This is a genomic window from Micromonospora parathelypteridis (genome assembly GCF_014201145.1).
GTDB classification, from domain to species: Bacteria; Actinomycetota; Actinomycetes; order Mycobacteriales; family Micromonosporaceae; genus Micromonospora; species Micromonospora parathelypteridis.
Window position 1 is genome coordinate 4474231 of record NZ_JACHDP010000001.1, and the last position, 19265, is coordinate 4493495.

The following is a 19265-nucleotide window of genomic DNA, read 5'->3' on the forward strand; positions in this document are numbered from 1 at the left end:
CGGATGCAGCCGGCGGCGGAAAAGAAAAGTGCCTCCGGCGCGCATCCGCCCGTCGGGAAGCCGGCGTAACCCGTTCTGCAAGCCAGGCCTGACGAATCAGCACCAATCAGCAGGAGGCAGACATGCAGCTTTCGTACTTGCGTCGGGTCGCCGCGGGCGGCGCCGTAGCCACGCTGGCCTTCGCCGGCGTCGGCGCACTCACCGCCACCCCCGCGTACGCCGCCACGTCGAAGGTCTCCGTCGTGCACGGCATCCCGGACACCCCGGTCGACGTCTACGTCAACGGCAAGAAGACGCTGGACAACTTCAAGCCCGGGGACGTGGCCGGCCCGCTGAACCTGGAGGAGGGTGACTACGACATCGCCCTCACCAAGCCGGGCGAGGCGATCGACAAGGCGATCCTCAAGGTCGACGACGCGGCGGTGCCGGGCGGTGCGAACATCAGCATCGCGGCACACCTCGACGCCGCCGGCCAGCCGAAGATCACCCCGTTCGTCAACGACGTCTCGAAGGTCGACGCCGGCAAGGCCCGGCTGATCGTCCGGCACACCGCCGCCGCCCCGGCGGTGGACGTCCGAGCCGGTGGCACCCCGGTGTTCGAGGGCCTGACCAACCCGAACGAAGCCAAGGGCGACGTCGACGCGGGCAGCGTGAAGGCGGACGTGGTGCTCGCCGGCACCGACACCGTGGCCATCGGCCCGGCGGACCTCAACCTGAAGGAGGGCACCGCGACGATCGTCTACGCGATCGGCTCCGCCGAGGGCAAGAGCCTCGGCGTGGTGGCCCAGACCATCACCGGCCTGCACTCCGCCCCGGGCGGCGTGCCCAGCGGTGACGGCGGTCAGGCCGGTACGGGCGTTGGGACGTGGTGGTACGTGCTCACCGGTGCCGGCGTACTCCTGCTTCTGGGTGGTGGGGTGCGGATGGCGACCGCGCGGACCGGTCGCAAGTGACGATGCGCAACCGCGGCGCGCTGGCGGCCCTGGCCGCCGGCGTCGCCGCGCTCACCGTGGCCACCGTGGTGGCGTGCGCCTCCCAGCCGGCCGGGAACGTGGGCGCCGAGGAGGCGAGCACGTTGGCCACCACCCCGGCAACCCCGTCGGCCAGCGCCGCTGACGGCCCGTCGGTGCCGGTGACCGCCGGGGAACTGCCGGCCGGCACGAAGACCGTCCCGCCGGTACGGCTGGTGATCCCGGAGATCGACGTCACGGCCACCGTCAACGCGGTCGGCATCAACGAGCGGACCAACGAGTTCGAGGTGCCGCCGAGCGTCGACCAGATCGGTTGGTACCGCTACGGACCCGGCCTGGAAGCGACCAGCGGCTCGGTGGTCGTCGCCGGTCACGTGGACAGCGCCAGGCAGGGCAAAGGCGCGTTCTTCCGGCTGCGGGAGCTGAACCAGGGCGACACCCTGACCGCGACCGGCAGCGACGGCACGGCACGGCAGTACCGGGTCGTCGCCCGGGAGGAGTACGCGAAGACCAGGATCCCGTTGGACCGGTACTTCGCCCGGGACGGCAAGCCGCGGCTGACCCTGATCACCTGTGGTGGGCCGTTCGACGCCAAGGCCCGCAGGTACCGCGACAACATCGTCGTCACCGCGGTGCCCGCCTGACCGGGGCCGTCGGCACGAGCCGGGGTGGGGAAACCCACCCCGGCCGTCGCGCGGAGTCCCCTCCGGCATCCGGTCCCCGAGGTGTCAGCCGTAGGCTGAACGGTGATGGCATACCTGGATCACGCGGCGACGACTCCGATGCTCGATGAGGCACTGGAGGCGTACGTCGCTACCGCCCGCGAGGTCGGCAACGCGTCCTCCCTGCACGCGGCGGGTCGCCGTGCCCGTCGCCGGGTCGAAGAGTCCCGCGAGCGGGTGGCCGCGGTGCTGGGCGCCCGGCCGTCCGAGGTGATCTTCACCGGCGGTGGTACCGAGAGCGACAACCTCGCCGTCAAGGGCATCTTCTGGGCCCGCGGGGCAGCCGCCCCGGACCGCCGTCGGGTCGTCTCCAGCGCCGTCGAGCACCACGCGGTGCTGGACTCGGTCGACTGGCTCGTCGAGCACGAGGGTGCCGAGGTCGGCTGGCTGCCGGCCGACGCCGCCGGTCGCCTCGACCCGGAGGACCTGCGCGCCGAGTTGTCCGCGCACGCCGACCGGGTGGCCCTGGTCACCGCGATGTGGGCCAACAACGAGGTGGGCACCATCCAGCCGATCGCCGAGCTGGCCGCCGTCGCAGCCGAACACGGCGTGCCGTTCCACACCGACGCCATCCAGGCCGTCGGCCAGGCACCCGTCGACTTCGGCGCGAGCGGGGTCGCCGCGCTGACCGTCACCGGACACAAGCTCGGCGGCCCGACCGGAGTGGGCGCGTTGCTGCTCGCCCGGGACGTGGCGGCCACGCCGCTCCTGCACGGCGGCGGCCAGGAACGCGACGTCCGCTCCGGCACCCTGGACACCGCCGGCATCGTCGCCTTCGCGGTCGCCGTCGAGACGGCGGTGAAGGGCCAACAGGAGTACGCGACCCGAGTGGCCGCACTCCGCGACGACCTGATCGAACGGGTACGGCAGGCGGTGCCCGAGGTGATCTACAACGGTGACCCGGCCGACCGACTGCCCGGCAACGCGCACTTCTCCTTCCCCGGCTGCGAGGGCGACGCCCTGCTGCTGCTGCTCGACGCCCAGGGAATCGCCTGCTCGACCGGGTCCGCCTGCTCCGCAGGAGTGGCCCAGCCGTCGCACGTGCTGCTGGCGATGGGCGCCGACAACGACCGCGCCCGCTCCTCGCTGCGCTTCTCCCTGGGCCACACGAGCACCCAGGCCGACGTCGACGCGCTGATCGCAGCCCTCCCCGCAGCAGTGGACCGAGCCCGCCGAGCCGCCGCCCTCCGCACCCCCCGCTAAAACCCCCACCCCGCACACCCCGCCCCGCCGCGCGCCCTGTCACGCCGCGCCCCCCTTCCCGCGCCGATCTTGCACTTTCGGACTGCTGTTCGTGGCTTTTGCGGCCTTTGCCGGGACAGAAACTGCAAGATCGGCGCGGGGGAGGGGCGCGCTCGGGGTGTGGTGTTCGCGGCCCGGCGCGTTGCCTGCGTCGATCATGGAGTTGTGGTGGGGACAAAAGGTGCCTTCGCCCTCTCTTCGGGCACCACAACTCCATGATCGACGGCGACGGGGGCGGGGGCGGCGACGGGGGGTGGGAGGGGTGGTGGCGGGTTTGGGGGTGGGGTGGGCTGGGTGGATAGGGTTGTGTGGGGGACGAGCGCGCGGGGGAAGGGAGTGGGCTGGTGAGGGTTCTGGCGGCGATGTCGGGTGGGGTTGACTCGGCGGTGGCGGCGGCACGGGCGGTGGCGGCCGGGCACGACGTGACCGGCGTGCACCTGGCGCTGGCCCGCAATCCACAGACCTATCGGACCGGGGCGCGCGGCTGCTGCACCCTGGAGGACTCCCGGGACGCGCGACGGGCAGCCGACGTGATCGGGATCCCGTTCTACGTGTGGGACATGGCCGACCGCTTCCACGAGGACGTGGTGGACGACTTCGTCGCCGAGTACGCGGCCGGCCGTACGCCGAACCCCTGCCTGCGCTGCAACGAGAAGATCAAGTTTGCCGCGGTGCTGGACCGGGCGGTTGCCCTGGGCTTCGACGCGGTGGTGACCGGGCACCACGCCCGGCTGGGCGCGGACGGGCTGCTGCGGCGCAGTGTCGACGTGGCCAAGGACCAGTCGTACGTGCTGGCCGTGCTCACCCGCGAGCAGTTGGACCGGTCGATCTTCCCGCTGGGCGACTCGACCAAGGCGCAGGTCCGCGAGGAGGCCGCCGAGCGCGGCCTGGCGGTGGCCGACAAGCCCGACTCCCACGACATCTGCTTCATCGCCGACGGTGACACCCGCGGCTTCCTGGCCGGCCGGCTCGGCGAGGCCCCCGGCGACGTGGTGGACGCGAGCACCGGCGCGGTGGTCGGCAGTCACAGCGGCGCGTACGCGTACACCGTGGGGCAGCGTCGTGGTCTGCACCTGGACCGGCCTGCCGCGGACGGGCGGCCGCGCTACGTGCTCTCCATCACGCCGAAGACCAACACGGTGACCGTGGGCCCCGCTGAGGCACTGGAGGTGTCCGAGGTGCGCGCCGTTCGTCCGGTCTGGACTGGCAGTGCCCGTCCGGACGCGCCGGTCGAGTGCGAGGTGCAGTTGCGCGCACACGGTGCCGTGGTGCCGGCGACCGTCGCCCTCGACGGCGACAGGCTGCACGCCGAGCTGCGTCGGCCGGTACGTGGCGTCGCCGCCGGTCAGGCAGTGGTGGCGTACCGGCCGGATCCGGCCGGCGACGTGGTCCTCGGCTCCGCGACCATCACCGGCTGACGGCGCGGCCTGGGTGTTCGCGGGATAGCCTTCGGCCGTGACAGATCAGGCATGGCCCTGGCCGGCCGGCGCGGCGACCGGAATTGGTTCGCTGCCCGGCACCGACATCGCCGAGGCCCAGCGGGTGGTCCTTGGTGAGCTTCCCGACCTGCCCCACCTGCCCGAGTTGCCGGCCCGGGGCCCCGGCGCGGACCTGATCGGTCGCGGCGCCGGGCTGCTGGTCGAGTTGCCTGTCGAGGTGTACGCCGGGCGGTGGCGGGTGGCCCCGCGCGCGGGCCGCGACCTGCGCCGGGCCCGTGACCTGATGGAACGCGACCTGGACCAGCTCGCCGAGCAGGCCGAGGAGTACGCCGGGCCGATCAAGGTGCAGGCCGCTGGCCCGCTCACGCTGGCCGCTTCACTGGAGTTGCCGATCGGTGGCCGCCTGTTGCGGGACCCCGGTGCGGTCCGCGATCTGACCGGCTCCCTCGCGGAGGGGCTGCGCGCGCACGTGGCGGCGGTGGCCCGGCGGTTGCCCCGGGCGTCGGTGCTGCTCCAGTTGGACGAGCCGTCACTGCCGACCGTGCTGGCCGGGAGGGTGCCGACCGAGAGTGGGTTGGGCGCGTACCGGGCGGTCGAGTCGGTGGACGCGGCCGCGCTGCTGCGCACGGTCGTCGAGGCGGTCGGTGTGCCGACGGTGGTGCACTGCTGCGCCCCGGACGTGCCGCTGGAGCTGATCCGCTCCACCGGCGCCGTCGGGGTCGCCCTCGACCTGGATCTTGTCACCGAGCTGGACCCGCTCGGCGAGGCGATCGACGCCGGCCTCGGGTTGCTGGCCGGGGCCGCACCGACCCGACCGCCGTCGGCCGGTGGCGCGCCGACCTCCGCGCAGGTCGCCGACCGGGTACGTCAGCTCTGGGACCGCCTCGGGTTTCCTCGTCGGCAGCTCGCCGAGCAGGTGGTGGTCACTCCGGCCTGCGGTCTCGCCGGCGCCAGCGAGCAGTACGCGCGGGCGGTGCTCGCCGCGTGCCGGGACGCCGGCCGGCGGTTCGCCGAGGACTGAGGTTTGGTGTCGTACCCGCTGGGCAGAATGGCCGTCATGATTGGACAGCTGCGTTCAGTGGTGATCGACTGCCCGGATCCGCGGGCGTTGGCGGCGTTCTACGCCGAGCTGCTCGGCGTGCCTCTGGCCGAGGGCGACTCCAACGACGACTGGGTGGTGCTGGGCGGCCCGCCCGGGCACCAGCCGCGCCTCGCCTTCCAGCGGGCGCTCAATCTGCGGCCACCAGCCTGGCCCGACCCGGAACGCCCTCAGCAGTTCCACCTGGATGTGACGGTGGACGACATCGAGGCCGCCGAGAAGGCGGCGCTGGCGCTTGGTGCGCGGCGGCTGCCCGGTGAGGGCGAGGGGTTCCGGGTCTACGCGGATCCGGCCGGCCACCCGTTCTGCCTCTGCTGGGACTGAGCCTGGCGTGGGTCGCGCCGGCCGGGCATCATGGCCGCCTGGCCGGCCGGGTCGACCGCATCGCGCACGCGGACCAGCTCGTCACGCTCGGCGCTGCCGGGGACCGACGCTCCCGGCCGACCCGACCTGGCGGCCGCGAGCGCGGTCAGCGGGTGGGCAGGTGGCGCAGGCTGCGAATCTTCTGCCACAGGTCGGCGTCACAGCGGCCGGCGTGGTCGGCGAAGGCGGCCGGGCTGATCCGGATCGGCTCGGTCAGGCTGAGGTAGCTGTCGTGCTCCGCGCCGGGGTCCCACTCCTGGGTGGGGATCCGCACGTGGTCGTCCCGGTCGCTCTTGTCCTGGCTGGTGATCTTCAGGACGTCGACACCCCGGGAGTCGGCGCGCAGCACCAGACAGGGGCGCACCTTCGACCCGCTGCCGTCGGCGTACGGCACGTCGGCCCACCAGATCTCGCCGGGTGCCGGCGTGCCCGCCTTCCGGTCGGCGTCGCCCGAGCGGGGCTTGGTGGCCGGCCGGTCGGCGCCTCGTGGCCGGGGCGGCGCGGGACGACGACCACCGGTGCGGGCGGTTGTGCCTCGACCCGGCCGGGTTCCGGGACGCCGGTTCGCCACCCGGTGCCGCCAGCTGTTCCACGCCCAGCCGGCGGCCACCGCCAGCAGGATCGCCACCGCCCAGAGCAGCGCGTCCGGCATCGCCACCTCCGCCTCTCGGCGGCCCACCGGCCACCCATCGTCCGGCGATCCTCGCACGCCGCCGCCCGTGCCGCCCGCCAACCACACCGCAGCCGCCCACCGCCCCGAGGCACTCCAGAGCGACCCTCGAGCACTTGCTGCGGAGCAGTTGGATCGGCCTGTCGACGACTGCCGAGCGTCGAGTGATCACGGGAACGCGGGAGAGAGGGACGTCCCGCACGGACGCGGGTGGGCGACGGATTGTCACCCCGGCCCGATACCGTGCCCGGGTAGCGTGATCAGGGAGGTCGCAGGCGTGTCCGAAGGTGGCGGTGTGTCCGAGGAGCAGATCGGTCAGCAGATCAGCCCGGAGCAGGAGGCGGCGGCCGGGGCGGAGCCGACGCCGCAGGCCCGGGAGCGGCACGCCACGCTCAGCCAGGAGCTGACCGAGCACCAGTACCGCTACTACGTGTTGGACGCGCCGACCATCGCCGACGCCGAGTTCGACCGGCAGCTGCGCGAGTTGGAGGCGTTGGAGGCGGAGTTTCCGGCGCTGCGTACGCCCGATTCCCCGACCCAGCGAGTGGGCGGCACCTTCTCCACCGACTTCACCCCGGTCACCCACGCCGAGCGGATGCTCTCGCTCGACAACGCCTTCGCCGACGAGGAGTTGGCGGCCTGGGCCGAGCGGGTCGAGCGGGACGCGGGTGGCCCGGTGCCCTACCTGTGCGAGTTGAAGGTCGACGGGCTGGCGATCAACCTGACCTACGAGCGTGGCCGGCTGGTCCGGGCGGCCACCCGGGGCGACGGCCGCACCGGCGAGGACGTCACCGCCAACGTGCGCAGCATTCGTGACGTGCCCAGCCAGCTCGCCCCGTCCGCCGAATTCCCGGACATTCCGGAGCTGCTGGAGGTCCGGGGCGAGATCTACTTCCCGATCGCCGGGTTCGCCGACCTCAACGCCAGCCTGGTCGAGCAGGGTCGGGCACCGTTCGCCAACCCGCGTAACGCCGCCGCGGGCAGCCTTCGGCAGAAGGATCCGCGGGTGACCGCCTCCCGGCCGCTGCGCCTGGTCGTGCACGGCATCGGCGCTCGCCGTGGGTTCCAGCCCACGGCGCAGTCCGAGTCGTACGCGGCGCTGAAGTCCTGGGGGTTGCCGACCAGCGACCGGTGGCGGGTCGTGCCGGATCTGGCCGGCGTGGCCGAATACATCGCCTACTACGCCGAGCACCGGCACGATGTCGAGCACGAGATCGACGGCGTGGTGGTCAAGATCGACGCGGTCTCGATCCAGGGTCGGCTCGGGTCGACCAGTCGCGCCCCGCGCTGGGCGATCGCCTTCAAGTACCCGCCGGAGGAGGTCACCACCAAGCTGCTCGACATCGAGGTCGGTGTCGGGCGCACCGGCCGGGTCACCCCGTTCGCGGTGCTGGAGCCGGTGCACGTGGCGGGCTCCACGGTCGCCCAGGCCACGCTGCACAACGCCCGCGAGGTGGAACGCAAGGGCGTGCTGATCGGCGACACGGTGGTGCTGCGCAAGGCGGGTGACGTGATTCCCGAGGTGCTCGGCCCGGTGGTCGACCTGCGCCCCGCCGACGCGCGTCCGTTCGTGATGCCCACCACCTGCCCCTCCTGTGGCACCCCGCTCGCCCCGGCCAAGGAGAGCGACGTCGACATCCGCTGCCCCAACACACACAGCTGCCCGGCGCAGTTGCGGGAGCGGGTGTTCCACCTCGCGGGCCGGGGCGCGTTCGACATCGAGGTGCTCGGCTACAAGGGCGCGGGAGCACTGCTGGACGCGCAGATCATCACGGACGAGGGTGATCTCTTCCAACTCGACGCCGAGCAGCTGTCCCGGTCGCCGTTCTTCGTCAACAAGGACGGCACCCTCGGCAGCAATGCGACGAAGCTGCTGGACAATCTCGCGGTCGCCCGGGAGCGCGAGCTGTGGCGGGTGCTGGTGGCGCTCTCCATTCGGCACGTCGGTCCCACCGCGGCCCGGGCGCTCGCCCTGCACTTCCGCTCGGTGGACGCCATCGACGCGGCAACGGAGGAGGAGCTGTCCTCGGTCGACGGGGTCGGGCCGACCATCGCGGCCAGCCTCCGGGAGTGGTTCGCGGTGGACTGGCACCGCGAGGTCGTCCGCAAGTGGGCCGAGGCGGGCGTACGGATGGCCGAGGACGCGGTCGACGAGGGGCCGCGCCCGTTGCAGGGGCTGACCGTGGTGGTGACCGGCACGCTCGCCGGCTTCTCACGGGACCAGGCCGCCGAGGCTGTGCAGAGCCGAGGCGGCAAGGTCAGTGGTTCGGTCTCCAAGAAGACGAGCTTCGTGGTCGTGGGGGACAACCCCGGGTCCAAGGCCGACAAGGCGGCCAGTCTCAAGGTGCCGGTGCTCGACGAGGCCGGGTTCCAGGTGTTGCTGGACGCGGGTCCGGACGCCGCGCGCGAGGTCGCCCAGCCGGGCGGTTGATCTCGTTGGTGGCTCGATGCGCCGACTGACCGCGTATACCAACTTAATTACGACTACGACCGATTCGTGACTGTCATACCGGGAAATCGGGGGCTGAGGGCGTTTCATTGGGTCACGGCGTGCGCATCGGCACGCCGACGATCGGTCGGGAGGTGTCGTGGAGGTCGCCGACCCACGCAACTCGCTCCCCCCGGGACGGGTGACACCGTTCGCCGCCTTCGTCGTCGGCATCCTGGTGGTCGCCGCGCTGACCGCCGCTGGTCCACTCGCGACGCTCCCCGGTGAGGTGTCCCGGCTGCCGGTGGCGTTCTGGACGATGGCTGCGCTCGCCGTGGTCTGCGACGCCCGCCCGTTCGTCCCGCCCGGGCGTCGGCAGACCTCCGCGGTGTTCCCGTCCACCTGCTTCACCTTCGCGATCCTGCTCGGTTGGGGGCTGGGCCCGGCGGTGGTGGTGCAGGCGGTGGGGGTGGTCGTGTCGGGCTGGCGGATGCGGCACGCGGCGTGGCGGACGGCGTTCAACGTCGGCCAGTACGCGTGTGCCCTCGCCGCCGCGTACGGGGTCATCCAGCTCGGGCCGGGCGCCATCTTCTCCGGTGACCGGTTGCACTGGACGGACGTGGCCGCCGTCGGGGGTGCCACGCTCGCCTGGTTCGTCGTCAACTACGGGCTGGTCAGCTGGGCGGTGCGGCTGCGCTTCGGAGACCGGTGGTGGCCCACCCTCCGCCAGGGCCTCGGCTTCGAGTTGCTCTCCACCGGCTCGTTGCTGCTGCTCGCCCCGGTGCTGGTCGCCGCCGCACGGGTCAGCGCGGCGCTGATCCCGCTGGTGCTGGTGCCGCTCTTCGCCGTCTACCGGATGGCCCGGCTGACCGTCGAGCAGCAGCACCTCGCCGCCGCCGACCCGCTGACCGGGCTGCCCAACCGCAAGGCCCTGCTGGCCGAGGTGGCGGAGCAGGTGCACCTTCATGCCGAGCGGACGGCCCGCGGTGAACCCGACGGGCAGTTGGCGCTGCTGCTGATCGACCTGGACCGCTTCAAGAACGTCAACGACGCCCTCGGGCACGCCGTGGGCGACCGGCTGCTGGTCGAGGTCAGTGCGCGGCTCACCGACGTGTGGCCCCGGCCACAGATGATCGCCCGGCTCGGCGGCGACGAGTTCGCCATCGTGATGACCGGGCTGACCGACGTCGGTCAGGCACGTGAACTGGCCGACCGGGTGGTCCAGGCGCTGGCCGAGCCGGTGCCGCTCGACGGGCTGCCGTTGGACGTCGGCGGGTCGATCGGGATCGCCCTCTTCCCCGAGCACGGCGAGGACTTCGCCACCCTCATGCGCCACGCCGACGTGGCGATGTACGACGCCAAGCACCGCAACGACACGGTGGCCGTCTACGCCCCCGAATCCGACCACAACTCCGCGGAGCGACTCGGCCTCCTCGCCGACCTGCGCCGGGTGCTCGAATCCAGCCCGTCGGCCGACGGCCCGTTCGACGCCGAGCCGGCGGGACAGGGGCACGTCGAGCAGGCCGACGGGGTCGGCCCGGTCGGAGTGCCGGACGGCACGGAGCGGATGGACGTACCCCTCGCCGTGTCGGCGGAGGTGCGCGGCGGTGACGGGGCGGCGCTGCCCACCGGGGCCCCGGCCGAGGCCCCGCCACCCGCGGACCCGGCGCCGGCGATCGCCACGCCGACACCGACCGCCGGCCGGTGGTGGGGACGCCGCCGGCGCGGCGACGCGGAGCTGGCGCACGCCGATGAGCTGATCAACCGCATCGCCACCGGCGCCGACCCGATCCGGGGCCGCAGCACCCGTGCCACCGTCACCCGCCCGAGCCCGGCCCGGGAACGACGCGCCGGGCTCGGCAACGGCCGGCGGTCGCCGAGCGCGGGCACGGTCGCCGCGATGGGTATCGGTGGCCCCGGGCCGCGCCCTGACGGCGGGTCGGGCACGTCGCCGCAACCGCTCGAATCGACCGAGTGGGCGCACGCGGCCGGCGCGCTGGCTGACGACCCCGGCGAGATCACCATGTACTACCAGCCGCAGATCGCCATCGCGACCGGCGAGGTGATCGGCGTCGAGGCTCTCCTGCGCTGGCGGCACCCGCGGCGGGGCATGGTCGACCCGGAGGAACTCATCCGGGTCGCCGAGCAGAGCGCGGTGATGCGGCTGCTCACCCGGCGGGTCGTCGACGACGTGGTGGAGCAGATCGCCAAGTGGTCGGCGGCCGGCATCCGGCTGCGCGCGGCGTTGAACGTGAGCGTGCGCGACCTGCACACCGGTGAGATCGCCGACCAGATCGCCGACCGGCTGGCCCGCTACGAGGTGCCGGCCGAGCGGCTGCAGGTGGAGATCACCGAAGGCGCCCTGATGGCCGACCCACGCCGGGTGCTGGCCACCATCTCCCGGCTGCACCGGATCGGGGTGGCCATCGCGCTGGACGATTTCGGCACCGGATATTCGTCTCTGCAGCACCTGCGCCGGTTGCCCCTGTCCGAGGTGAAGGTGGACCGGTCGTTCGTGCTCGGCATGGCCGAGGACACCGACGACGCGGCGATCGTCCGGTCGATGATCGACCTGGCCGGCGCTCTGGGGCTGCGGGTGGTGGCCGAGGGCGTGGAGGACGAGCGGACCTGGCGACTGTTGCACGCGGCCGGTTGCGACGCTGCTCAGGGCTGGTTCTACGCCCGGCCCATGCCCGCCGAGGAGTTGGTCACCTGGCTGGCCCGTTACCGGCCGGTCCGGCCGAGCGGCGGGCACCCGGAGCCGGACGCCGGTCGCCGCCCCACCCGCTGACCGACCGTCGACACGACATCAGGGCCGGCGGAGGGGGAGTCGGGGACGCGGCACCGGAGCGGAACAATAGACTCGCTCCGGTCACCGCGCGTCACTCTCCACCCGCCGCGCGACCGGCACACCGCCCGACCAGCAGGACATCAGAAGGGGGCACGGATGGCCGCCATCTCCCGCGAGGAGGTCGCGCACCTGGCGCGCCTGTCGCGGCTCGCCGTCACGGAGGAGGAGCTGGACATGTTCGCCGGCCAGCTCGACGTGATTCTCCAGGCGGTCGCCCAGGTTGGCGAGGTCGCCGCCGCGGACATTCCGCCGACCTCGCACTCGGTGCCGCTGACCAACATCTTCCGCGAGGACGTGGTCACGCCGTGCCTGACCCCGCAGGAGGCGCTGTCGGGCGCGCCGGACGCCGAGGACCAGCGGTTCCGCGTACCGCGGATCCTGACCGAGGATGTGGCTTCATGAGTGATCTGACCAGAATGACCGCGACCGAGATCGCGGCCCTGGTCGCCGGCGGCGAGACCTCCGCCGTCGAGGTGACCCAGGCGCATCTGGACCGGATCACCGCGGTCGACGACCGGGTGCACGCCTTCCTGCACGTGGACACCGACGGCGCGCTCGCCGCGGCCCGCGCGGTCGACGAGCGTCGCGCCGCCGGCGAGGAGCTTGGCCCGCTGGCCGGCGTGCCGGTCGCGGTCAAGGACGTGCTCGCCACCCGGGGCGTGCCGACCACCGTGGGGTCGAAGATCCTGGAGGGCTGGCGCCCGCCGTACGACGCGACGATCGTGCAGCGTCTGCGCGACGCCGGCACGGTGATGCTCGGCAAGACCAACATGGACGAGTTCGCGATGGGCTCCTCCACCGAATACTCGGCGTACGGACCCACGCACAACCCGTGGGACCTGAGCCGGATCCCGGGCGGCTCGGGTGGTGGCAGTGCCGCCGCGCTGGCCGCGTACGAGGCGCCGCTGGCGATCGGCTCGGACACCGGCGGCTCGATCCGTCAGCCCGGTGCGGTCACCGGCACCGTGGGCGCGAAGCCCACCTACGGCGGCACCTCCCGCTACGGGCTGGTCGCCTTCTCCTCGTCGCTGGACACTCCCGGCCCGTGCGCGCGTACGGTGCTCGACGCGGCCCTGCTGCACCAGGTGATCGGCGGGCACGACCCGCGTGACTCCACCTCGATCCCGCAGCCGATGCCGGACGTGGTGGCGGCGGCGAAGCTCGGCGCGACCGGCGACCTGACCGGTGTGCGGCTCGGCATCGTGAGCGAGTTCGTCGGCGAGGGCTCGGAGCCGGGCGTGATGGCGGCGTTCCGGGAATCGGTGGACGCCCTCGCGAAGCTGGGTGCGGAGATCGTCGAGGTGTCCTGCCCGACGTTCGCGTACGCGCTGCCGGCCTACTACCTGATCGCCCCGAGCGAGTGCTCCTCCAACCTGGCCCGGTTCGACGGCGTCCGGTTCGGCCTGCGGGTCGGCGACGACGGCAACCGGTCGCTGGAGGAGGTCATGTCGCTGACCCGCGAGGCCGGGTTCGGTCCGGAGGTCAAGCGCCGGATCATGATCGGCACGTACGCGCTGTCGTCGGGTTACTACGACGCGTACTACGGGCAGGCGCAGAAGGTCCGGACGCTGATCACCCGGGACTTCACCGCCGCGTTCGAGCGGGTCGACGCGTTGATCTCGCCGACCACCCCGTCGGTGGCGTTCCCGATGGGCGCGCGGACCGCCGACCCGTACCAGATGTACCTGGCTGACCTGTTCACCATCCCGACCAACCTGTACGGCGGGCCGGGCATCTCGGTGCCCTGCGGTCTCTCCGAGGGGCTGCCCGTCGGCCTGCAGGTGATGGCCCCGACGATGGCCGACGATCGGATGTACCGGGTCGCCGCCGCGCTGGAGTCCGCGGTCGGCACGTTCACCCCACCGGCGCTGTGAGGCAGGAGCCCAGATGACGACGACACTGCCCGCGTACGACGAGGTCGTTGCGCGCTACGAACCGGTGATCGGCCTGGAGACCCACGTCGAGCTGGGCACGAACACCAAGATGTTCTGTGGTTGCCCGACCGACTTCGGTGGCGAGCCGAACACCCGGGTCTGCCCGGTGTGCCTTGGCCTGCCCGGCTCGTTGCCGGTGGCCAACAAGGCCGCCATCGAGGCGATCATCCGGATCGGTCTGGCGCTGAACTGCTCGATCGCCGAGTGGTGCCGGTTCGCCCGGAAGAACTACTTCTACCCAGACATGCCGAAGAACTTCCAGATCAGCCAGTACGACGAGCCGATCTGCGTCGACGGTTACCTGGACGTCGAGGTCAACGGCGAGACGGTGCGGATCGAGATCGAGCGGGTGCACCTCGAGGAGGACACCGGCAAGACGCTGCACGTCGGCGGTGCCACCGGCCGCATCCACGGTGCGACCGAGTCGCTTGTCGACTACAACCGGGCCGGCATTCCGCTGGTCGAGATCGTCACCAAGCCCATCCCCGGCACCGGTGCGCTCGCCCCCGACGTGGCCAAGGCGTACGTCGCCGAGCTGCGGGACGTGATCCGCACCCTCGGCGTCTCCGACGTGCGGATGGAGGAGGGCTCGCTGCGCTGCGACGTGAACACCTCCCTCAACCTGCCGGGTGCGGAGTGGGGCACCCGCACCGAGACGAAGAACGTCAACTCGCTGCGCTCGGTGGAGCGGGCGGTCCGTTCGGAGATGCTGCGGCAGGCGTCGGTGCTGGACGCGGGCGGCCGGATCACCCAGGAGACCCGGCACTTCCACGAGGACACCGGCGACACCACCCCGGGTCGCTCGAAGGAGACCGCCACCGACTACCGGTACTTCCCGGAGCCGGATCTGGTGCCGATCGCCCCGGACCCGGCGTGGGTTGCCGAGCTGAAGGCCGCCCTGCCGGAGCTGCCCCGGGTGCACCGGCGTCGGCTGCAGCAGCAGTGGGGTCTGTCCGACCTGGACATGCAGTCGGTGCTGAACGCGGGCGCGGTCGAGCTGATCGAGGCCACCGTAGCGGCCGGCACCACCCCGGCGGCGGCCCGCAAGTGGTGGTTGGGTGAGCTGTCCCGCCGGGCCAACGAGAGCGGCGTGGAGCTGGCCGAGATCGGTGCCACCCCCGCCCAGGTCGCCGAGCTGCAGGGGCTGGTCGACGCAGGCAAGCTCAACGACAAGATGGCCCGTACGGTGCTGGAGGGCGTGGTCGACGGTGAGGGCTCACCCACCGAGATCATGACCAACCGGGGCCTGGAGGTCGTCTCGGACACCGGCGCGCTCACCGCGGCCGTGGACGAGGCCATCGCCGCGAACCCCGGCATCGCCGACAAGATCCGCAGCGGCAAGGTCGCGGCGGTCGGCGCTCTGGTCGGCGCGGTCATGAAGACCACCCGGGGCCAGGCCGACGCGAAGACCCTGCGTGAGCTGATCCTGGAGCGCCTCGGCGTCGAGGGCTGACCCGGCACACGTCACCCCCGCCGCCTCGCGCGGCGCGATCCGCACCCCTCACGAGGGCGTCAACGGCGACGCCCGAATGGAGCCACCGTGACCAAGCACGACCTCGATGTCCTCGACGAGATCCAGCGGCGGGTGCTCTGGCTCGCCACCCGGATCGTGGACGCCGCCAACCACGACCGGGCCACCGGGGACGGTGTGAAGGTCGGCGGCCACCAGGCGTCCAGCGCCTCCCTGGTCACGGCGATGACCGCGCTGTGGTTCGCGCACCTGGACGCGGAGGACCGGGTAGCCGTCAAGCCGCACGCCTCGCCGGTGTTCCACGCCATCCAGTACCTGCTCGGCAACCTGGACCGCTCCTACCTGCCCCGGCTGCGGGCCCGTGGCGGCCTCCAGTCGTACCCGTCGCGGACGAAGGACCCGGACGAGGTGGACTTCTCCACCGGTTCGGTCGGGCTGGGCGCGGCGGCGCCGCTCTTCGCCGCCGCCACCCGGCGGTACGTCGACGCGCACTTCGGGGCCCGCCCGCACTCGCGGTTCGTGGCGCTGATCGGCGACGCCGAGCTGGACGAGGGCAACATCTGGGAGGCGGTCGCCGACCCCGCCACCACCGGGCTGGGCAACGTCATGTGGCTTGTCGACTTCAACCGCCAGTCGCTGGACCGCGTGGTGCCGGGCATCCGGATCAACCAGTGGCGGGGTCAGTTCGAGGCGGCCGGCTGGCACGTCGTGGAGGTCAAGTACGGCCGTCGGCTCGCCGAGGCGTACGCCCGGCCGGGCGGCGAGAAACTGCGCGACTGGATCGACGCGATGCCCAACGAGCAGTACCAGTCGCTGTTCGGGCTGGACGGCCCGTTGCTGCGCAAGCAGTTCCTGGACGGTGCGCCGGCCGAGGTGGAGGCCTTCGTGGCGGGCATCGCCGACGAGGAGTTGCGCCCGCTCGTCACCGACCTGGGCGGGCACGACCTGCAGGCGATGCTCGACGCGTACGCCCAGTGTGACGCCGTCACCGACCGGCCGAGCGTCGTCTTCGCGTACACCGTCAAGGGGTGGGGTCTGCCCATCGCCGGCAACCCGCGCAACCATTCCGCGCTGCTCAGCTCGGAGCAGGTCGACACGTTGCGCGCCGCGCAGGGGTTGACCCGGGAGACCGAGTGGGACCGCCTCGACCCGGCGTCACCGGCCGGCATCCAGGCCGGCGCCCGCCGCGAGGCGCTGTCCCGCGCGCCCCGCGAGCGCGCGCTGGGGGTCACCGTCCCGGAGAGCACAGGAGTACGCGCCAACAAGCCGATCTCCACCCAGGAGGTGTTCGGTCGGGTGCTGGTGGACCTGGCTCGGGACCGGGAGGTGGGCCGCTACCTGGTGACCACCGCCCCGGACGTGGCCACCTCCACCAACCTGGCCGGGTTCATCAACAAGACCGGCGTGTTCGCACCCACCGAGCAGCGTTCCTGGACCGAGGACCGGATGCTGCGCTGGACGGAGAGCCCCGCTGGGCAGCACATCGAGCTGGGCATCTCGGAGATGAACCTGTTCCTGCTGCTCGGCCAGCTCGGCCTGTCCTGGGACCTGTCCGGGCAGCCGCTGCTGCCGGTGGGCACGGTCTACGACCCGTTCGTGCTGCGGGGCCTCGACGCGTTCCTCTACGGCACGTACTCCGGCTCCCGGTTCGTGGTGGCCGGCACCCCGTCCGGCATCACCCTCGCCCCGGAGGGTGGCGCCCACCAGTCCACCATCACCGCATCGGTCGGCCTGGAACTGCCCGGGGTGACCTTCGTCGAGCCGGCGTACGCGGCCAGCCTGGACTGGCTGCTCTGCGACGCGCTCGGGCAGATCGCCGGTGGGTCGGCTCCCGCCGCGACCGCGGCACCCGCCGAGGATGGCGCGTACTACTTCCGGTTGAGCACCCGTCCGCTGGACCAGGCGCCCTTCGAGGCGGCTCGGGCCCGGCTCGGCGACGCGGTGCTGCGCCGGCAGGTGGTCGCCGGGGCGTACCGGCTGGTCGACGCCCACCAGACGTACCCGCACCTGGTCGACGCCCCGGTGGTGCAGCTGGCCGCCTCCGGCGCGGTGCTGCCCGAGGTGCTGACCGCCGCGGCGGAGCTGGCCGAGGAGGGCATCGCCGCGCACGTGGTGGACGTGACCTCGCTGGACCGGCTCTACCGGGCCTGGCAGCGCACCCTGCGTCAGGGCGTACGCACGGCCACGGTGCCGAGCGTGCCGGGCGCGCTGCGGTCCGCGTTCGCCGACCGGGTGCCGGTGGTGACCGTGCACGACGCCGCGTCGCACGCGATGGCCTGGCTCGGGTCGGCGCTCGGCGCGCCGGCGGTGCCGCTCGGCGTGGACGAGTTCGGCCAGTCCGGCAGCGTCACGGAGCTGTACGAACTGCACGACCTGCTGCCCGGCAGCATCGTCAACGCGGCCCTGGCCGCCATCGCCCTGCGCTGACCTCCGACTCCCGGCCCGCGTTCAGCGGGTCGGGGTCGGCGTCGGGGTTGGGGTGGCCGAGGCGGGGGTGCCGGCGGTCGGGTTCTCCACCAGGCGTCGTTCCAGGTTGACCTGGGCCTGCCCGGTGCCGCCGACGGTGATGGTGTCGTACGCCTGGAGCATCTTCTGCTGGTCGAAGTAGAGCACGCTCATCGACAGCGGGGTGGGCTTCTCGCCCTCCAGGCCACGCAGCCCGGCGCCGCCGGTGGAGCCCTCCACCATCAACGTGGTGGGCTGCTGCCCCGGCGCCTGCGGCAGTTTGGAGACCTGCCGGGCGTGGGTGTGCCCGGCCAGCACCAGCGGGCAGGTGCCGGCGAGCGGCCCGGCCGACGCCGGGTCGTGCACGAGGGCGATGTTGACCGGTCGCGGTGAGTTGCGGACCGTCTCGGCGAGCTGGTTGCCGACCCCGATCACCTGGTCGGCCACCTGCTGGGTCAACCCGCTGCCGGCGGGGGAGGTGTTCTTGTCCGGGGTGAAGCGCGGGTCGCCGATCCCGGCGATGGTGAGCCCCGCGACGGTCGTCGTCGAGTTGTTCAGCACGATCGCGTTCGGTTGGCGGGCCACCGCGGCGGCGGTCTTGCCGGAGTCGTGGTTGCCCCGGATGAAGACGTACGGCTTCTTGAGCAGACTGATCGAACCGACGAAGGACGCCTCCGGCTCGCTGCCCCAGTCGGTGATGTCCCCGGTGTCGATCACCACGTCGATGCCGAACTGCTCCACCACCGTCCGGATCAGCTGCCAGCCGGTCGGGTTGAGGTGCATGTCGGAGACGTGCAGAACCCGGGTGGTGCCCGGGGTCGGCTCCAACAGCGGAAGCGCCGAGACGGTGGTGTAGAGCTGGCTGACGTTGCCGACCAGGCGCTGCAACTGTTCCGCGTACTTCGTGTAGTCGTTGGCGATCCGGCGGGCGTCACCGACGATGGCCGGCGCGTTGACCAGCAGCCCTTCGTAGCGTGGTTCCTCGATCGCCTGCGGGCGAAGGGTGGCCGCCGCCGTGCCGAGGCTGCCGGCGGTGACCAGCAGCGCCAACCCGCCCGCCCAGGCGGTCCGTCGGGCGTTACGGAAGATCAGCCCGGCCAGGACCAGGGTGACCAGCACCGACGCGCCGAGGGTCCGCAGGCCGAGCCGCATCACCCCGGAGCGGACGTCCTCCACGGCGCTCTGGCTGGCCCTGCTGATGCTGGCCGGGTCGTCGATCAGCGCCTCGGTGCGCCCCTGGTCGAGTGCGCCCAGCCGGACGGTGAGGTGGGTCGGCCCGTCGTGGCTGTCGAGCAGCAGCGCGCCGAGCGGCGGTATGTCGACGGTGGTGCCGCCCTCACGGGCGGGGGAGATGCTGAGGTTGGCCCGGAACGGCCCGATGTCGGTGTCCACCTGACCGCCGGCCAGCACCCCGAGCACCGCCCCGGCCAGGGCCACGGCGAGGACGGCGACGATCAGCCCGACGCGGCGCAGCGGGCCGGCCAGGTCGCCCCGAGAGCGCGTCGCGCGCGGCAGATCGCCGCCGGTCACCGGGTCGTCCCGGTCACCGGCGTCGTCGTGCTGCTCGTCGCGCTGCCCGTCCATGCTGAAATTCTCACCTGCCCGTCGGCGGATCTTGGCAAACCTGAAC

The 19265-nt window shown here is 72.6% G+C and carries 14 protein-coding genes; 12 read left to right on the forward strand and 2 right to left on the reverse strand.

Annotated features, from left to right (window positions below; all coding sequences use genetic code 11):
- Positions 1-122: 122 nt before the first annotated feature.
- The 6 genes from HNR20_RS20235 to HNR20_RS20260 all read left to right on the forward strand — a co-directional run bounded on the left by HNR20_RS20235 (position 123) and on the right by HNR20_RS20260 (position 5797).
- Positions 123-953 (forward strand): DUF4397 domain-containing protein, encoded by an 831-nt coding sequence (locus tag HNR20_RS20235; RefSeq protein WP_184182142.1) that lies wholly within the window; start codon positions 123-125, stop codon positions 951-953.
- The gene (locus HNR20_RS20240) at positions 950-1615 is read left to right on the forward strand and encodes a class F sortase (RefSeq protein ID WP_184182144.1); all 666 of its coding nucleotides are present in this window, start codon (positions 950-952) and stop codon (positions 1613-1615) included. Before HNR20_RS20235 ends, HNR20_RS20240 begins: the two co-directional genes overlap by 4 nt.
- 105 nt (positions 1616-1720) lie before the next feature.
- Positions 1721-2896: a cysteine desulfurase family protein gene (locus HNR20_RS20245; protein ID WP_184182146.1), complete on the forward strand. Its 1176-nt coding sequence runs from the start codon at positions 1721-1723 to the stop codon at positions 2894-2896.
- 383 nt (positions 2897-3279) lie between these two features.
- Complete coding sequence (gene mnmA / locus HNR20_RS20250; protein WP_184182148.1) at positions 3280-4353, forward strand: tRNA 2-thiouridine(34) synthase MnmA; 1074 nt, start codon at positions 3280-3282, stop codon at positions 4351-4353.
- 37 nt (positions 4354-4390) lie between these two features.
- Positions 4391-5395 (forward strand): methionine synthase, encoded by a 1005-nt coding sequence (locus HNR20_RS20255; protein ID WP_184182150.1) that lies wholly within the window; start codon positions 4391-4393, stop codon positions 5393-5395.
- Positions 5396-5431: 36 nt separating this feature from the next.
- Positions 5432-5797 carry a VOC family protein gene (locus tag HNR20_RS20260; protein ID WP_184182152.1) on the forward strand — a complete coding sequence of 122 codons (366 nt, stop codon included), beginning with the start codon at positions 5432-5434 and terminating at the stop codon, positions 5795-5797.
- A 145-nt stretch (positions 5798-5942) separates the two neighbouring features.
- Here HNR20_RS20260 and HNR20_RS20265 read toward each other — a convergent pair whose 3' ends face one another.
- Positions 5943-6515: a type II toxin-antitoxin system PemK/MazF family toxin gene (locus HNR20_RS20265; RefSeq protein ID WP_229687451.1), complete on the reverse strand. Its 573-nt coding sequence runs from the start codon at positions 6513-6515 to the stop codon at positions 5943-5945.
- A 286-nt stretch (positions 6516-6801) separates the two neighbouring features.
- On the opposite strand from HNR20_RS20265, the gene ligA reads away from it, so the two are divergent.
- From ligA to HNR20_RS20295, 6 genes are all read left to right on the forward strand, one after another.
- A complete protein-coding gene (gene ligA / locus HNR20_RS20270) occupies positions 6802-8937 on the forward strand; it encodes an NAD-dependent DNA ligase LigA (protein ID WP_184182154.1) in 2136 nt (711 codons plus the stop codon).
- A 157-nt stretch (positions 8938-9094) separates the two neighbouring features.
- Positions 9095-11725: a putative bifunctional diguanylate cyclase/phosphodiesterase gene (locus HNR20_RS20275; RefSeq protein WP_184182156.1), complete on the forward strand. Its 2631-nt coding sequence runs from the start codon at positions 9095-9097 to the stop codon at positions 11723-11725.
- A gap of 156 nt (positions 11726-11881) precedes the next feature.
- On the forward strand, positions 11882-12187 hold the full coding sequence (gene gatC / locus HNR20_RS20280; protein ID WP_099851058.1) for an Asp-tRNA(Asn)/Glu-tRNA(Gln) amidotransferase subunit GatC: 306 nt from the start codon (positions 11882-11884) through the stop codon (positions 12185-12187).
- Positions 12184-13659 (forward strand): Asp-tRNA(Asn)/Glu-tRNA(Gln) amidotransferase subunit GatA, encoded by a 1476-nt coding sequence (gatA, locus tag HNR20_RS20285; RefSeq protein ID WP_184182158.1) that lies wholly within the window; start codon positions 12184-12186, stop codon positions 13657-13659. Before gatC ends, gatA begins: the two co-directional genes overlap by 4 nt.
- A 13-nt stretch (positions 13660-13672) precedes the next feature.
- Positions 13673-15172: an Asp-tRNA(Asn)/Glu-tRNA(Gln) amidotransferase subunit GatB gene (gene gatB, locus HNR20_RS20290; protein WP_184182160.1), complete on the forward strand. Its 1500-nt coding sequence runs from the start codon at positions 13673-13675 to the stop codon at positions 15170-15172.
- A gap of 87 nt (positions 15173-15259) precedes the next feature.
- Entirely contained in the window at positions 15260-17617 is a 2358-nt protein-coding gene (locus HNR20_RS20295; RefSeq protein ID WP_184182162.1) for a thiamine pyrophosphate-binding protein, read from the forward strand.
- A 21-nt stretch (positions 17618-17638) separates the two neighbouring features.
- Here the strand turns inward: HNR20_RS20295 and HNR20_RS20300 are convergent, their stop codons facing one another.
- Positions 17639-19219: a metallophosphoesterase gene (locus HNR20_RS20300; protein WP_184182164.1), complete on the reverse strand. Its 1581-nt coding sequence runs from the start codon at positions 19217-19219 to the stop codon at positions 17639-17641.
- Positions 19220-19265: the final 46 nt, after the last annotated feature.

Bases quoted from the DNA above. Each gene is read 5' to 3' on its own strand.
- HNR20_RS20235 (WP_184182142.1), top strand. From the start codon at position 123: ATGCAGCTTTCGTACTTGCGTCGGGTCGCCGCGGGCGGCGCCGTAGCC.
- HNR20_RS20245 (WP_184182146.1), top strand. From the start codon at position 1,721: ATGGCATACCTGGATCACGCGGCGACGACTCCGATGCTCGATGAGGCA.
- HNR20_RS20260 (WP_184182152.1), top strand. From the start codon at position 5,432: ATGATTGGACAGCTGCGTTCAGTGGTGATCGACTGCCCGGATCCGCGG.
- gatC (WP_099851058.1), top strand. From the start codon at position 11,882: ATGGCCGCCATCTCCCGCGAGGAGGTCGCGCACCTGGCGCGCCTGTCG.
- gatA (WP_184182158.1), top strand. From the start codon at position 12,184: ATGAGTGATCTGACCAGAATGACCGCGACCGAGATCGCGGCCCTGGTC.
- gatB (WP_184182160.1), top strand. From the start codon at position 13,673: ATGACGACGACACTGCCCGCGTACGACGAGGTCGTTGCGCGCTACGAA.
- HNR20_RS20300 (WP_184182164.1), bottom strand. From the start codon at position 19,219: ATGGACGGGCAGCGCGACGAGCAGCACGACGACGCCGGTGACCGGGAC.